Genomic DNA, 16,011 nt, shown 5'->3' on the forward strand with positions numbered 1-16,011 from the left:
ACATGCCAGCCGAAAGCAAAGCGAAGGTCATCGAACGAAATCGTGCGCCGCGGGTGCAGATCGCATACGACGTGGAAACCTACGGTAGCCCGACGACGATCGAATTGCCGTTTGTGATGGCCGTGATGGCCGACCTTTCCGGCGCTTCGCAGACCAAGGAAGCATCCAAATCGGTGCTGGACCGGTCCTTCGTCGAGACCGACGCTAACCGCTTTCCCAAATTCATGGAGGCGCTCGGGCCGCGCGTCAAAGCCCGAGTGAAGAACACGCTGCCTCAGGCCGAAGGCCAGGAGCGTGACGAGGAACTGGCGCTCGATCTCACCTTCACCAAGATGGGTGATTTCGCTCCGGACAAGGTCGCCGAGCAGGTGCCGCAATTGGCCGAAATCCTCAAGATGCGGCGCCAGCTCGAGGAACTGCTCGGCTTCATGGATGGCCGCGTCGACGCCGAAAAACGCATCGCGCAGCTTCTGAACAACGAGCCGCTTCTTGGCAAGATCGCCAGCCAGGCACTGGCCGACGACGACAAGGCAGGGGAGTAAACCATGGCCGAACAGCAAAAGACCGCCGCCGTCACCGCCGAGGCCGAAGCCATCGACCTTGGAGAATTCAGCGGCCTCCTCGAGAAGGATTTCAAGGTCAAGAAGGACGACAGCGAGAAGCTGCAGCAACTCGTGCGCAATCTCGCCCTCGCGGCACAGTCGCGTTCCGACACCACGACCATTTCGTCCAACGCGATCAAGTCGATCAAGTCGCTGATCGCGGGCATCGACAAGATGTTGACGACGCAGGTCAACGAGATCCTGCATGCGCCGGAAGTGCGCGAGATGGAAGGCACATGGCGCGGCCTCTGGTACCTCGTCAACAATACCGAGACGGATCAGAAGCTGAAGATCCGGGTGATGAACATCTCCAAGGAGCAACTGGCCGACACGCTCGAAGACTATGAAGGCCAGATGTGGGACCAGAGCCCGATCTTCAAGAAAGTCTATACGGACGAGTATTCGATGCTGGGCGGCGAGCCGATTGGCTGTGTGATCGGCGCCTACGAATTCTCGAACCACCCGCGCGACGTCGGCCTGTTGCGCAACATTTCCGGCATCTGCGCCTCGGCGCACACGCCGTTTATCGCGGCCGCCTCGCCGCGCCTGTTCCGCATGGACAGCTGGCAGGAATTGCCGAACCCGCAAGACTTGCAGCAGATCGTCTCCAACCCCGCCTATGCCTCGTGGCAGTCGCTGCGTGAGAGCGAGGACGCCCGCTATATCGGCCTGACCATGCCTCGCGTTCTCGCCAGGCTGCCCTATGGCACCGATACCGTTCCGGTGAAGGGCTTCACCTTCGAGGAAGAGGTGCAGGGCGATCACAACAAATATGTCTGGATGAACGCCGCCTTCCCGATGGGCGTCAACATCAACCGTAGCCACAAGCTGTTCGGCTGGGGCACGCAGATCCGCGGCGTCGAGAATGGCGGCACGGTGCTCAACCTGCCGGTGCACAGCTTCCCGACCGACGATGGCTCGATCGCGATGAAATGTCCGACCGAAGTCGCCATCGACGACCGGCGCGAGGCCGAACTGGCCAAGCTCGGCCTGATGCCGATCCTGCATCGAAAGAACACCGACCTCGCGGCCTTCATCGGCGCCCATTCGCTGCAGGACGACGAAACGCGCGCCGGCCGGCTGGTCGACCCCGATGCACAGTCGAACGAACGGCTGAGCGCCAACCTCCCCTATCTCTTCCCGGTCTCGCGCTTTGCGCACTACCTCAAGGCGATCGCGCGCGACAAGGTCGGCTCGTTCAAGGAGCGCTCCGACATGCAGATCTGGCTGACCGAGTGGATCAACCGCTACGTGCTGGCCAACCCAGCCTTCGCCGACGACAAAGCGCGCGCCAAGCGCCCGCTTGCCGCGGCCGAAGTCCAGGTCGACAGCGTGGAAGGACGGCCGGGCTACTACAACGCCCGCTTCTACCTGCGTCCGCATTACCAGCTGGAGGGCATCAACGCCTCGCTGCGGCTGGTATCGGAATTGCCGTCCGTGAAGACTTGATTTGCAGCAACCAGACTTTGTTTTGTTTGAAAGCGGTGGAGAAAGACAATGCCTGTCAAGATTGATGGTTTTCTGAAGGTTCCCGATATCAAGGGCCCAAGCACCCGCGACGGCCACTCGGACGAGATCGAAATCCATGGCGTCGACTACAAGATGGTCGCGCCGTTTGATCCGAATTCGCTCTCACGCCGTGGCCGCGTGTCCATGGGCATGATCAAGTTCACCAAACACTACGACAAATCCTCGCCCTACCTGGCAAAGGCGTTGTTCGAGAACAAGGCGCTGGATGAAGTGGTGTTCTCCGCACGGCGGACCATCGATGGCGAGACCAAGGATTATCTGGTCGTCACGCTCACCGACGCCTCGATCATGGAATACGACATGTCGCAGGCCGAGGATGAGGAAGACCTGATCCAGGAAGAGGTCAGCTTCGCCTACAAGAAGATCAAGTTCGTCTATGACGGCAATGATGAAGCCGAAATGGATGTCTATGTCGGCAAGTGAGGTTCGGCGGCCCGGCGCGGGCAAGCAGCAGATCGCGGGCGGCCTGCGCGCAAAAAGCGAGGCGGTGCAGCCATCGCTATGGGACCGCCTCGTCAATGACCTGCCGGGCCTGACCTCGGAGATAGACGGGCTGCGCCATGTCCTGGTGGACGAGCTTGGCGCGGACCGTCTCGAAACCCTCGTTGCCGGCAGTGCGCGGACCATCGACGCCGATGCGGAGCTGACGCCCGACCAGAAACGGCGTCTGCACCGCCTGGCCTTCCAGACCCAGCACCGCACCGAGATCGAAAGCCGTGGTGTGGTGGTATCTGCCCGCGTGCTCAGGGAAGCAGTACGGCGCGACATCGAGGCGCTGTTCAACACCGAGCGCTTCGAGGCCACGCCGCTGCTTTCCGACCTGGAAAACGAGCAAGTGGCCGACAATCCGCCGTCGCTCGCCGACTTTCCGGAGGTGCGCCGAAGCGTGGTCAATTACGGCGTGCCTTCGTTTTCGGGCCGGTCGTCGCGCGACTTCGACCGCGACGTGCTAGCGCGCGAAATCCGCTCGGTGCTCGCCACCTTCGAGCCCCGCCTCAAGGAAAGTGCAACGAAAGTTACGGTTACGCTGGGCGACAAGACCGTGGGCCTGAAGATCGAGATAGATGCGGTGCTGATCATGACGCCCACGCCGGAACGCATGCGCCTGCGCACCACGATCAATCTCGATAACGGCTTGGCGCGGACCGAAATTAGGGACGCCTGAGATGGATCGGGTTTTCGTCGAATATTACGAGGAGGAACTGACCCATATCCGCGGCCTTGCGGCGGAATTCGCCGACATGCATCCGGCGGTGGCGCGCAACCTTTCCCTCGATACGGTGCCCTGCCCGGACCCATATGTCGAACGGCTGCTGGACGGCGTCGCCTTCCTCGCCGCGCGCACCCGGCTGAAGGTCGACGCCGAGCGCTCGCGATTTTCGCGCAGCGTGCTCGATGTCCTCTATCCCGATCTGGTGACGCCGGCGCCGGCGACGGCGATGGCCGTGCTGAAACCCGGCCAGCAGGTGCAGACCATGCCGGCCGGCCACGTCGTCAAGCGCAACACGCGGCTGGTCTCCAGCCTGCAGCCCGGCCTGTCGACGCGCTGCACTTTCTCCACCGCGCAGGACATGACCCTGTGGCCCATAGCGATCACTTCGGTCAGCTATTTTCAGGATCGCAGCGCGCTGGCGGCGGCTGGCATAGGACCGATCGGCGGTACCGGTGGCGAGGCGGCGCTGCGTCTGGCGCTGACGCGGACCGGAAAGGGCAAACTCGACGAACTGGCGCTCGACCAGCTTGACCTCTATTTTGCCGGACGCACCAAGGCGCCGCTTCTGTTCGACGCGATTTTCGGCGCCTGCGTGGCCATTGGCGCACGCCCGGAAGGCAAGACCAACCGGCTATCGCCCCTGCCGGGACCCGAAATGGTTGGCATCAGCGACGACGAGGCCTTGATGCCGCGTACCCGCCCGACATTCGAAGGCTACCGCCTGCTGCGCGAATATTTCGTCATGCCGGAGCGCTTTCACTATGCGCGGGTGTCGGGGCTGCAGCCGGTGGTGCGCACATGCGAGGGCGGACTGGAGATCATCTTCCTGTTCCGCCGCCCGGCCCCCGAACTCGCTGACCTGACACCGGCGGATTTCGAACTTTTCGCGACGCCGATCATCAATCTGTTCGAGCGTGAATGCAACGTCGTCGAGCTCGATCAGCGCAAGACGCGGCAGGTGCTGCATGCCGACCGCACGCGGGCACGCGACTTCGAGATCTATCGTGTCCTGCGCGTCGAGGACGCCGACAGTGAGGGCAGCGATGCCGAGATACCGGAGTTGTTCAGCCTCGGGCAGAACCGCGGCAGTGGCTGGGTCTATTCGACCGAGCGGCGGCCAAGGCGGGCAACGGAGGATGAACGCCGCGACGGTTTGACCCGCACATCATACACCGGGGACGATGTTTTCCTGGCCGTGTCCCGGCCGCTTGCAAGTGCCACCAACCGGCCGTTGAAACGTCTCGACATCATGGCACTTTGCACCAACCGCGATCTGCCGATCCTCGATGACAATCCGACCTTGACGCTGGAAGCTGGTGATCCGGTCGAATCCGTTCGGCTGCTCGGTGCGTTGCGTCCGCCGCAGCCGGCCATCCCCGCGGCACTGCCTACCGGGGCCGACGGCGAATCCCGCGCCGATGATCTCGCCTGGCGGCTGGTGGCACAACTGGCGCTCAACTTCCTCAGCCTCGCCAAGGAAGGCCGCGGCGTCGATCCGCTGCATGCGCTGCTCGATCTTTATGCCGACCGCGGCGATCCGAGCCTTGCCCGCAACGTGCATTCGATTGTGCGCATCGACTCGCGACCGGTGATCGAACGGCTGCAGATCGACGGGCCGATGTGCTTCGGGCGTGGCACTGAGGTGACGTTGCATGTCGACCAGTCGGTGCTGGCAGGTCAAAGCACCTTGCTGCTTTCGGCCTTGCTGGCGCGGCTGTTTGCCCGTCATGCCGGAATAAACGGCTTCGTGCGAACCCGCACGCGGCTGCTGCAGAAGCAGGAGGATGTGCCATGGCCGATGACGCCCGGCAATCGCTACCTGATCTAGACAAACCGAACCCGGACCGGACCGAAGGCCTGTCCGAAGCGTTCGACTTTTTCGAACTGCTGCGCCGTCTCGAACAGCGCAGCGGCCTGTTCGGCCATTCCGGACGCCCCGACCGCGAGCCGGCAAGGCTCGGCCAGCATGTGCGCCTCGCCTTTTCCGCGCGCGACCTGGTGCAATTCCGCGAGGCCAACGACAAGGCACCGGCCGGGGTCACGGTTGCAAATCTCGGCCTGCTCGGACCCGAGGGCCCGATGCCGCTGCATCTGACGCGCTGGGTGCTCGACCGCCTGTCGCAGCGCTGGTTCGCCGGCGCCGACGCACAGCAGACCAGCGACACGACGTTCGTCGACTTCGTCAATATCCTCCAGCACCGCATGATCGCTCTCTACTATCGCGCCTGGGCGGACGCGCATCCGGCGGTCCAGGTCGAGCGCGCGGTCGGTGGCCGCATCCGAGCCATGCTTGAAGCGATGGCCGGAATCGGACTTCCCGGCACCGGGAACCCTGATCTCGACACCGTCAAGCTTCGCCAGGCCGCGTCGCTCGCCAACCAGGTCGACGGTCCGGAACGGCTGACGCTGTTCCTGACGGAGGCATTCAGGGTGCCGGTTCAGATCAAGGAATTCATCGCCGCCTGGATAACAATCCCAGCCGGGCTCCAGACCCGCCTCGCAAAAGCCTATGCGGGGCTCGGCCGGGGGGCGACCATCGGCCCGCGCGTTTTCAACCGCCAAAGCAGGATCGAGCTGCGCGTCGGCCCTCTCGGTCTTGAGGAGTTCAAGGCGTTCCTGCCGGGAGGTCCGCGCCTCAAGCTGTTCAAGCAGGCCGTTCGCGACATGGTCGGGGAATCGCTCGACGTCGACTTGCGCATGGTGCTGGCGCGTGAAGCGGTGCCGCCGCCCCGTATCGGAACGGTCCAGCTCGGCCGGACCGCCTGGCTTGCGCGGCCCGCCGAAAGGGGAGATGCTGACGATCTGCGGCTGCGGACAATTGTCGGATGGCGGCCGGAAATGGCGGGGGTCGCGGCATGAGCCTGCTGCTGACGCTGGAGCAAGGACCACGCACCCAAGCGGTACGGCAGACCCGGCTGGACGAGGGCGAGTTGGTGATCGGCCGAAGCGCGGACGCTGGCTGGCAGATAAACGATCCCGACATGTTCGTCTCCCGCGCTCATTGCAAGATTTCGGGCGGGCGAGACGGATATTTCGTCACCGACACGTCGAGCAGCGGGCTGTTCATAAACGATTCCGACAGCCCGCTCGGGGCCGGCCAGTCGACGCGCCTTCAAAGCGGCATGCGGCTGAGACTTGGCGACTACGTCGTCTATGTCGACCTGCAGGCGCCAATCGCCCAGGCACAAACGGCCAGCCAGCCGATCCCGGACCGCTCACCACCAGCATCGCGGGCACCGATCAGCATCGGCCGTGACGACTTCTTTTCCGCCAAGGTCGAGGAAGAGCCGCGGCGGCCACGTCCGGCCGATCTGCCCAACCCGTTCGAGCAGCCAATTGCGGGCGCGTTCGAGCGTGCCGCCTCCAGCCAGCGCAGTTCGCCGGCTTTCGATGACCCGTTCAGCCTCGATCCGGTTTCGACGCCCGTGTCGAAAGAAGCCGCCCCTTACCCCGAACCCGGCGGCGCGGCGAGCCAGGCGGACCCGTTCAGCCTCGACCCCACGCCGTCGCTCGGCCGCGGAGCCCAACTTGCTCCTGCAAAGCCGTCCGACTTCAGTGATGATTTTGGTTTCGGACCCGCCGCGGCGACCGGTTCGGCAAACGGGGTCGGCCAGGCCGGACAGCGCGAGCGCATCGCCCAGCGTCCCGGCAATCCCTGGGATTTGCCAGTGCAAGCGGCTGATGGCCCGTCTCCAGCGCGCACGGGTGCCGCTGCCACACCGGCCCGCCCGCCGGCAGCGGCGCAGCCGGGGGACATGGCGCTTCGCTCCGCATTCCTGCGCGGCATGGGCGTCGAGGAAGCCGATTTTCCCGGGCGCGACAGCATCGTGGAAATGGAGAAGTTTGGCCGCGAATACCGGCTGATGATGGAAGGCCTGATGCAGCTTCTGCGCAAGCGGGCCGAGGAGAAGGGAAATGCTCGCGTCGCCCAGACCATGGTCGGGGCTTCCGAAGTCAATCCGCTCAAGTTCCTGCCCTCGGTCGACGACGCCATCGTTACGCTTATCGCCGAGCGCAGCCCAGGATTTCTCGCCGGCGAGCCAGCTATCGCCGACGCGGTGCGCGATCTTGCGCAACATCACGTGCGCGCCTGGCGCGGCGTGCAGGCCGCCTTGCGTCGGATGGTCGACCGTTTTGATCCGGCAGCGATAGAGGAAGAGCTGAAATCGAATTCGGCGATCGGCACGCTGCTTTCGGGCGGGCGCGGCGCCAAGCTGTGGGAACTCTACCAGAAACGCCATCGTGAGATCGCCGAGAGCGCCGAGAAAAGCTTCCTTGGCGAAATCGGCGCTGATTTTCGGGACGCATATGAGGAGGAGTGAGACATGATCGACCGACGCGAATTTATCGTTGCCCTGGGCGCGACAGGCCTGCTTACGGCTTGCCAGAGCGGCCCGCCAAAACCTTCGGTGATTACGATCAACGTGACCGGCGGGGCCGGCATGAACCCAGGACCTGGCGGTGGCGACCGGCCGGTGACGGTCCTCGTCATGCGGCTGCGCAGCACCGGCAAATTCAATTCCGCCGACTACTTTGCCCTGCAGGGTGATGCCGGCTCGGCGCTGGCAGGCGATCTCATCGGATCAGACCAGATCGCCGTCGGGCCCGGAAAATCCGCTTCCAAGACCATCACCGTCGAGCCGGATGCCGCGGCGCTGGGCTTCGTTGCCCTGATTCGCGAGCCCACCGGCAAGAATTGGCGCACCACCAAGTCGGTGTCGTCGGGGTCCAAATTCACGATCAATGTCACGCTTGGCAGCGGCGGTATTTCCGCTTAGCGGCCAGGGCAAGGGGAGCTCAATGCAGAGAGTAGCGGCATGAGCGATGCAAACAGGGTGCTGTGGTCCGAAGGGCTTTTTCTGCGGACCCAGCATTTCCAGCAGCAGGATCGCTTTTTCGAGGCGACTGTGCGCGGCGCGTTGCAGGCCGGGCAACTGCATACGTTCGGCTTTCAACAGCTGACGCTGGACCAGGCGTTGCTCGATGCCGGCCAGGTCGCGATCCTGTCCGCTCGCGGCATCTTCCCGGACGGCACGCCTTTCTCCATCCCAGACATGATGGACGCACCGCGACCGTTGCCGGTTTCCCCGGACACGGGGGCCGGACCGGTGCTGGTCGCCCTGCCGCTAGAGCCCGCCGGTGGTGTCGGCTTCGATCCGGCGCACGCCGCGGCCTCGGGAGCACGCTATCATGGGCGGATCGTTTCGGTGCGCGACGCCGTCCAGGGCGGTTCGGATCCTGAAGAAATCGAAATCGCCCGTCCGCAGGCGCTGCTGCTCGCACCCGGCAAATCGGTCGGCGGCTACACGGCCTTGCCGATCGCCGACCTCAAGGGGGTTCGCGCCGATGGCGGCGTCTCGCTGGATGAGAGCTTCCTGCCGCCGACACTGGTTACCGGCGCGGTGGCCTGGTATCGGCAATTGCTGCTGGAAGTCGTCACCGGGCTCGACCAGATCGCGGAGGCGCATGGCAAGATGGTCATGGGCGGGCCGGGGCGCAGCGTCGAAGACCTGCTGATGCTCAATCTTGCCAATGCGGCGCGTCCGCGGCTGGCACACATGCTGGCGCAGGATGTCTTCCATCCGGCCGAGCTTTACCTGGAGCTTGCCGGGCTCGCCGGTTCGATGGCGACCTACGGATCGAGCGCGCGGCGGCTGGGCGAGTTGCCGGCTTACGATCATTTGGCGCCGGGCCCCGCATACATGGCACTGGCGGATGCGCTGCGCTCGCTCATCCTCAGCCTGCGCTACATCGAGCCGAAATCGCGTGCGCTGCCGGTCATGCGGCATTCGACCAATGTCTGGAAAATCCGCATCGACAATCCGAAGCTGCTGGTCGCCAGCCGCATCGTCATCCGGGTCGGTTCGGAGCTGTCGGAAGACGCGTTGCGCAAGATATTCGTCAATCAGGCGACGGTCGGTTCGGCCGACCAGTTCGAAGGCCTGTGGAAATCGCGATTGCCCGGCATTCCGCTGAAACCGCTTCACTCCCAGCCGCGCGAAATCCCTTACGACGGCGATCGGCTTTGCCTCGAGCTGGACCAGAAAAGCGAGCATTGGGCATCGCTGCTCGATGCTCCCGGCTTCGTCATCGGCGTTTCGGGCGTATTGCCAAGCGAGCCGCAGGTGGACTGCTATTCGGTGAACAGGTGAGATGATGAGCCGCGATGATCCTTTCGGACTGTCGGAGGATCGCGAACGCACCCGCATACGGCTGACCGGCGCGCCGATGCCGCGGCCGATGGCGCCGCTCCTGCCGGGCGCGGCGATGAAGCGGTCCCGCACCCACCCGAACGCGCTTGTCAACGCATTCGCACCCTTGCTCGAATTCGCGCCCGAGCTTGAAAGCGCGCTGGCGCCGGAGAACCCGGAAGCGTTGCGCACCCGATTGCTCGAAGAACTGGTTCGGGCACGCGACACGGCAATGGCGACGGGGTCCTCGCTGGAGCGGGCCGATCAGGCAGCCTGGGTGGTGGCGGCCTTGCTCGACGATCTCGCCCTGAACACGCCATGGGGCGGCGCCAGCGCCTGGCCGCGCCAGCCGCTCGTGGTCATGCTGCGCGGCGATGTCGATGCCGGCACGCAGTTCTTCACGCGCCTCGACGAACTGGAACGCCATCCCAACCGCGACCGCGAATTGCTGGAGCTGCAGTACGATTGCATGGCGCTCGGCTTCCGCGGCAAATACCGCGTGCCCGGCCGCTCGGGCGACCGCTCGCTCAACGCCGTTCGCGTGGCGGCGGCACGCTTCCTGCGCGATGCCGACGCCGAAGGCGCGCCACTGTCGCCGAACTGGAAGGGTGTGATCGCCTCCGATGAACCACAGCGCTTCATCGTGCCGATCTGGGTCATGGCGCTCGGTGCGGCGGTTGTTGCCACGGCCATCCATATCGGGCTCGCTATGGGATTGAGCAGCCAGGCGGTCGAGCTTTCCGCCCTTGTTCGTGCCTTGCCGCCGCCTGAACGCGGCGACATCAGCCGAACGTCGCCCAAGGTGGACGCCCCGCCTCCGGAGAAAGTGGATTTTGCTCTGTTGCCGGAATTCCAGGCCGGGGCGCCGGCCGACCTCAAATCCGCCCTCAGCGGCACCGAGAGCGTTTCGCTGGCCAAGCTGATCATCCAGGCCTCCAACCCCGAACTGTTCCAGTCGTCGCGGCCAGAATTGACCGACGGCTTCGAGCCGCTGATCGGTTCGATCGCCAAGGTGATCCTCGCCAATCAGGAATTGATCGGGAACGTAACGGTGATCGGCCATACGGACGGCGTTCCGCTGCAGAAGGCCAATCCGCTGTCGACCAACCAGCGGCTGTCGGAGGCACGGGCCCAGACGATTGCCGACATGCTGGTCCAGAACGGGGTGCCGCAGGACCGCGTGCATTCCGAGGGCCGCGCGGCCACCGACCCGGTGGCCAGCGACAGCACGCGCGAGGGGCGAGCCTTGAATCGCCGCGTCGAGGTGCTCGTCGAAAAGAGGCTGTGAGATGTTCATACTGCGCTTCCTCTGGGCGGTTTTGACATCGCGCTGGCTGTGGACGCTGATCGGCATCACGCTGCTTTCCCTGGTCATCTGGGTGTTCGGTCCGATCGTCAGGGTCGGTCCCTACGAGCCATTCACCTCTGAGAATGTGCGCATCGTCATCATCGCGCTGCTGGTCATCTTCTGGCTGATCTGGCTGATCGTCGCCCAGCGCCGGGCGATCCGCGCCAACCGCATGTTCGTCGCCGAGATCGCGGCACCCGTGGCGGAAAAGCCGCTCAGCCCCGGCGAAGAGAACGTCGCCGCCGTGGGTGCCAAGTTCGCCGAGGTGATGGCCGAACTGAAGCGCCGCAAGCTCGGCGGACGCAAGTTCCTGCGCGAGATGCCATGGTACGTGATCGTCGGGCCACCGGCCACCGGCAAGACCACGGCCTTGCGCCAGTCCGGACTGAATTTTCCGATCGACCTCACGGATGATCTGCAAGGGGTCGGCGGCACGCGCAACTGCGACTGGTTCTTTTCCGAGAATGCGGTCCTGATCGACACCGCTGGCCGCTATGTCCAGCAGGAGAGCCAGCCCGACGTCGACGCGGCCGAATGGCTGGGCTTTCTCGATCTTCTGAAGAAGCATCGCGGCCGCCGCGCGCTCAACGGCGTGATCGTCGCGCTGTCGATCGACGTGCTTTCGGAGGGCGACGAAGCCATCAAGGCGCATGGCCGCAAGATCCGCCGCCGGCTGGCCGAACTCAATGACCGGCTCGAAATCCGCCTTCCGGTCTATCTGATGCTGACCAAGGCCGATCTGATCAAGGGTTTCGAGGCTTTCTTCGGCGGCCTGTCGACCGCTTCGCGCGAACAGGTCTGGGGAACAACCTTCGCGCTGGATGCGCGCGTCGACGCCAAGACCATCGAACGGGAAATTTCAACGCTGGCGACGGAACTGGAGCGGCGGCTGGTGCCGCGGCTGGAAGACGAGGACAAGCTCGCCGCCCGCGCCGAGATTTTCAGGTTTCCAGCCCAGCTGTCCAGCCTGTCCGAGCCGATCCAGGTGCTGGTCGAGGCGATGTTCGGCGAAAGCCGGTACGAAGAGGCCGCCTGGCTGCGCGGCCTCTATCTGACTTCGGCGACGCAGGAAGGGGCGCCCATCGACCGGCTGACCGCGGCGCTGTCGTCGTCCTTCGGCCTGCCGCCACGGCGGGCCTTGCCCGCGCCAAGGGTCGAGAAACGCAGCTTCTTCCTGAAGAACCTGCTCACCGAAGTCATCTTCAAGGAAGCCGGTCTCGGCACGTTCGATCCGCTGGCGCAACGCCGGCGCGCCTGGATATGGCGCGGTGCCGCGGCCGCATGCGCGGCTGCGGCGTTGCTGGCCGGCGGCTTGTTCACCTGGTCCTATTTTGATAACCGCAACGCGATCACGGCTCAGGCAAGCCAGTTCGAAGCGCTGCAAACGCCGCTGACCTCCGCCGCCGCAAGCCCGGCATCGGTGCAACAGCCGGCCATCGACGGTGCGCTCGAAGCCATGGCCACGGTCGCAAGCGCCCGGACGCCACCGCCGGGCGCGCCCCAGGATCTGCTAGGCCCATCGGCCTCGGCCGAAATGGTGCGGGCGCAGACCGACACCTACGACCACGCTCTGCGCAACGTGCTCGAGCCACGCATGGTCGCGCTGCTCGAGGCGACCATGTGGCGGCAGATCCGCGATCCGGATTTCATGCTCGGCGCGCTGAAGACCTACCGCATGATGACGGGCCTGTCGCAGATGGACCCCGATTTCGCCCAGAATTGGTGGGTGAACAGCCTGCCCGAATTCGCGGCCGCGGCACCATTTCCCACCGCCGATGCCGAAGAGCATCAGCTTGCCGCCATCCGCCGCATGGCGGTCGACGAAAGCTATGTCGCGCCCGACCAGGCGCTGGTCGCCGAAGCGCTGAAAACGGTGTGCACGATCTCGTTGCCGGCGCGGGCCTACAAGCAGTTGCTGGCCGATCCGGCTGTGGCCGGGCTCAAGGAGTGGATCCCGGCCAATTTCGCCGGCCCCAATGGCGGCAAGGTCTTTGCACGGCGTTCCGACAAGACGCTGCGCGTCGGCATTTCCGGAGCCTTCACCTATGCCGGCTTCCACGATGCCATTCTCGACCGCATCGACGATGTCGCCGCCCAGGCGGCACTCGATCGTGCGGTCTTTGCCGGCGGCTGCTCGGAGAATTCCGAGACCTCCGTCTCGGCGCTATCCGAGGATATTCTGAAGCTTTACTATGACGACTACATCGCGCAATGGGACAGCTTCCTGCGCGATATGCGGCTTGCGCCATTGACCGATCTCAATGTCGCCAGTGAAAATCTGAAGGATCTCTCGAGCGCCGATTCAGCGCTGAAGCGGCTGCTGACGGCGGTTGTCCAAGAGACCGAACTGACGCGATCCGACGAGGCGCCCGCCGACGACAAGGCGGCAGCCAAGGGCGCTTCGAAACTGCTCGGCAAGCTTGGCAAACTCGGCAAGCTGGCGACATCAGGTGCGAAACTGCTTCCCCGCGCCGGGTCAGCCACGGAGGTGGACCTGACCGGCAACCTGGTGGCCGTACATTTCAAGCCGCTGAAGAGTACCATTGCCGAGGTCGACGGCCAGCCACCGGCGCTGGATGCCGCCGTTGTCGCGCTGACCGCGCTTTCGAATGTCCTGCAGACTGTCACCGCGAACCCCAATCCGCAGGATGCCATCAAGAAGCAGGGCGGCCTTGCCGAGCTGACGGGCGCGGTCGCCAGGCAGGCGCAGATCCTGCCCGACCCCATAAATGTCTGGCTCAGCGGAATTGCCGGTGACACCAGCAATTTGACGCAGAAGGCGGTCACTTCGGAGCTCAACGCAATCTGGCGCGCCGACATACTGCCTTTCTGCCAGGCAGCGCTGAACGACCGCTACCCATTCAGCCCCGACAGCGCGGTGGACGTCAATGTTCGTGATTTCGCCCGCCTGTTCGGACCGGCCGGGCTGATCGACGGTTTCATCAACGACCACCTCATCAACTATGTCGACACCACCAGCCAGCCATGGAAATGGCGGGCCGATTTCGGCCTCGATCCTTCGGCGCTGGCGGCGTTCGAGCAGGCCAGGCATATCCGCGACGATCTCTTCCCCGGTGGTACCGGACCGGTGATGAGCTTCACGCTCGAACCAAAGGACCTTTCTCCCAACGTTACGCGCGTGACGCTCAATCTCGATGGCCAGACGCTTGTCTATTTCAACAACGCGACGCGGCCGCAGCCGATGACATGGCCCGGCAAGGACGGCACCGGGGTCATCTCGCTCGCCTTCCAGCCGATCGACGGATCACCCGAAATCATGCTCAACGAAACAGGCAGCTGGGCCTGGCTGAGAATGCTGCGCGCCGGTCGTTTCGCCGCCACGTCGCTGTCCGATGTCTACAGCCTGCGCCTGGGCACGAAAGGCATGTGGGCCGATTTCGAGCTCAAGGCCGCCAGCGTCGAGAACCCCTACAATCTGGAAATGTTCAAGAAATTCTCATGTCCGCCGCAGATATGACCTTGCCCGGCTTCTACGGCAAAATACCGGCCACCGGCGATTTCGTGACGCGGCGGCTGTCGGGCGAATTTGTCCGCGGCTGGGACCGCTGGCTGGCGCAGCATGTCGTTCCGCTGTTTGGCTCGGAATTCTGGCCAAGCACAACGGCGCTGCGCTTTCTCGCTGGCCCGGCTAGCTTCGGCGCATCGGCGGGCATCATCGTGCAAAGCGCGGACAGGGTCGGCAGGAAGTTTCCTCTGAGCGTCGTCGCACGGCTTGCCGAGGCTTCCGTTCAACTCGCCGACGCCGACGCGTGGTTCTCCGGGATCGAAGAGGCGGCCTTCGCCGCCCAGAACGGCGAGCTGACGCCAGACGAACTGGATGCCGCGCTGGCCGGACTGCCGGTGCCATCAGTCGAGCCGGGCGACGAGGTGATAGGCGACATGGTGATGTGGACAGCTCGTTCGGACATTTTCGACATCGATCCGCAATCGCCGCAAATGACGCTGGAACAGATCCTCACCGCCAGTTGGGAGACCAACTGATGCAGATCTGGAATCAGATGGGTTATCCGCACCAATTCACCATGGGCATGGACAAGGCTGGCCATGAGTGGATCGTCGTGGTTGTCAAAGGCACCTTCGACTTCCCCGCCAAGCCGGGCGGACTGGTGCAAAAATCGGCGGAACAGGTGCCGCTGGTGATGGCCGACACACAGACCGGTGTGCCTGGCTACTCGGCCACGTTGTGGGAGACCGACTTCGCCTTCCGCAAACCGCGCTGCGATGTGATCGCCAATGGCTTTGCCTATGCGCCGGCCGGCCGGCCGGCCGAGCGCGTGCCGGTCGGGATCAAGGTCGGCAACTGGTCGAAACTCTTCGAGGTTGTCGGCCACCGGGAGTGGCGTGCGGTCGGGCCGGTTTTTACCGCCACAGCGCCGCAACCCTTCCTGAAAATGCCCATCTCCTATGACGTCGCTTGGGGCGGTGTCGACAGACTAAATCCGGAGGACAAGCTGCCGGCCAGCTACAAGTACAACCCGGTTGGCACCGGCTGGTCGCGCACCAAGAACCAGCGGCTCATTCCTGGCTTGCGGTTGCCCAACACCCAGGCGGTCGGCGAGGAAATCCGATCGCCGTTCGGCGATTACAAGCCGATGAGTTTCGGACCGATGGGTCGTGGTTGGCCTGGACGGATCGAATATGGCGGCACCTACGACCAGAACTGGATCGACAATGTCTTCCCGTTCCTGCCGGCGGATTTCGACGAGCGCTATTATCAGATGGCGCCTCCGGACCAGCAGATCGACCTGCCGCGCGGCGGCGAGGAGGTCACGCTTATCAACCTAACGCCGGAAGGCCGCGTTTCCTTTCGCCTGCCAATGACCGCCCTGCCAATGACCTTGTTCAAGGGGCGCGAAAAAGCTTACGAAACCAATGCGCTGCCCGACACGATCCTGTTCGACCCGGAACACCGCCGCTTCTCTCTCGTGTGGCGTATCTCTCAACGCCTAGACCGAACCATTCTCGATTTTGCCGACTGCTGGGTCGGCCCGCCGACACGCGGCATGGAACGCGCGCGGGCAACGGGCAAGGAGTATATCCGTACACACGCAGTGCCGTTCAAAGACGCTGAGACGGAGTCGGCATGAACCTCCACATCGTCTCGAC

At 64.2% G+C, this 16,011-nt stretch carries 13 protein-coding genes; all 13 read left to right on the forward strand.

What is annotated here, in order from left to right; all coding sequences use genetic code 11:
• Nucleotides 1–2: 2 nt before the first annotated feature.
• From tssB to EB233_RS26840, 13 genes are read left to right on the forward strand one after another with little or no spacing between them, the layout of a single operon-like run.
• The gene (gene tssB, locus EB233_RS26780) at nt 3–542 is read left to right on the forward strand and encodes a type VI secretion system contractile sheath small subunit (RefSeq protein ID WP_023767752.1); all 540 of its coding nucleotides are present in this window, start codon (nt 3–5) and stop codon (nt 540–542) included.
• 3 nt (nt 543–545) lie between these two features.
• Nucleotides 546–2,051 (forward strand): type VI secretion system contractile sheath large subunit, encoded by a 1,506-nt coding sequence (tssC, locus tag EB233_RS26785; protein ID WP_027056062.1) that lies wholly within the window; start codon nt 546–548, stop codon nt 2,049–2,051.
• A gap of 48 nt (nt 2,052–2,099) precedes the next feature.
• Entirely contained in the window at nt 2,100–2,555 is a 456-nt protein-coding gene (locus tag EB233_RS26790; protein WP_027056063.1) for an Hcp family type VI secretion system effector, read from the forward strand.
• Entirely contained in the window at nt 2,542–3,297 is a 756-nt protein-coding gene (tssE, locus tag EB233_RS26795) for a type VI secretion system baseplate subunit TssE (protein ID WP_064987819.1), read from the forward strand. Before EB233_RS26790 ends, tssE begins: the two co-directional genes overlap by 14 nt.
• Before the next feature lies 1 nt (nt 3,298).
• Entirely contained in the window at nt 3,299–5,173 is a 1,875-nt protein-coding gene (gene tssF, locus EB233_RS26800; RefSeq protein ID WP_064987818.1) for a type VI secretion system baseplate subunit TssF, read from the forward strand.
• Nucleotides 5,137–6,204, forward strand: coding sequence for a type VI secretion system baseplate subunit TssG (tssG, locus tag EB233_RS26805; protein WP_064987817.1), 1,068 nt, complete (start codon nt 5,137–5,139; stop codon nt 6,202–6,204). Before tssF ends, tssG begins: the two co-directional genes overlap by 37 nt.
• Entirely contained in the window at nt 6,201–7,667 is a 1,467-nt protein-coding gene (tagH, locus tag EB233_RS26810) for a type VI secretion system-associated FHA domain protein TagH (protein WP_064988739.1), read from the forward strand. Before tssG ends, tagH begins: the two co-directional genes overlap by 4 nt.
• Nucleotides 7,668–7,670: 3 nt before the next feature.
• Nucleotides 7,671–8,123, forward strand: coding sequence for a type VI secretion system lipoprotein TssJ (tssJ, locus tag EB233_RS26815; RefSeq protein WP_027056068.1), 453 nt, complete (start codon nt 7,671–7,673; stop codon nt 8,121–8,123).
• 39 nt (nt 8,124–8,162) lie between these two features.
• Nucleotides 8,163–9,497, forward strand: a complete 1,335-nt coding sequence (gene tssK, locus EB233_RS26820; protein WP_064987816.1) for a type VI secretion system baseplate subunit TssK — start codon at nt 8,163–8,165, stop codon at nt 9,495–9,497.
• Between the two features lie 4 nt (nt 9,498–9,501).
• Nucleotides 9,502–10,824 (forward strand): type IVB secretion system protein IcmH/DotU, encoded by a 1,323-nt coding sequence (icmH, locus tag EB233_RS26825; protein WP_064988738.1) that lies wholly within the window; start codon nt 9,502–9,504, stop codon nt 10,822–10,824.
• A 1-nt stretch (nt 10,825) separates the two neighbouring features.
• On the forward strand, nt 10,826–14,362 hold the full coding sequence (gene tssM, locus EB233_RS26830; protein ID WP_064987815.1) for a type VI secretion system membrane subunit TssM: 3,537 nt from the start codon (nt 10,826–10,828) through the stop codon (nt 14,360–14,362).
• Entirely contained in the window at nt 14,344–14,886 is a 543-nt protein-coding gene (gene tagF / locus EB233_RS26835; protein WP_244277572.1) for a type VI secretion system-associated protein TagF, read from the forward strand. Before tssM ends, tagF begins: the two co-directional genes overlap by 19 nt.
• Nucleotides 14,886–15,992 carry a DUF2169 family type VI secretion system accessory protein gene (locus tag EB233_RS26840; RefSeq protein WP_064987813.1) on the forward strand — a complete coding sequence of 369 codons (1,107 nt, stop codon included), beginning with the start codon at nt 14,886–14,888 and terminating at the stop codon, nt 15,990–15,992. The genes tagF and EB233_RS26840 overlap by 1 nt, the downstream gene beginning before the upstream one ends.
• Nucleotides 15,993–16,011: the final 19 nt, after the last annotated feature.

This window comes from Mesorhizobium erdmanii, assembly GCF_013170725.1.
In the GTDB taxonomy this organism is placed as follows: domain Bacteria; phylum Pseudomonadota; class Alphaproteobacteria; order Rhizobiales; family Rhizobiaceae; genus Mesorhizobium; species Mesorhizobium erdmanii.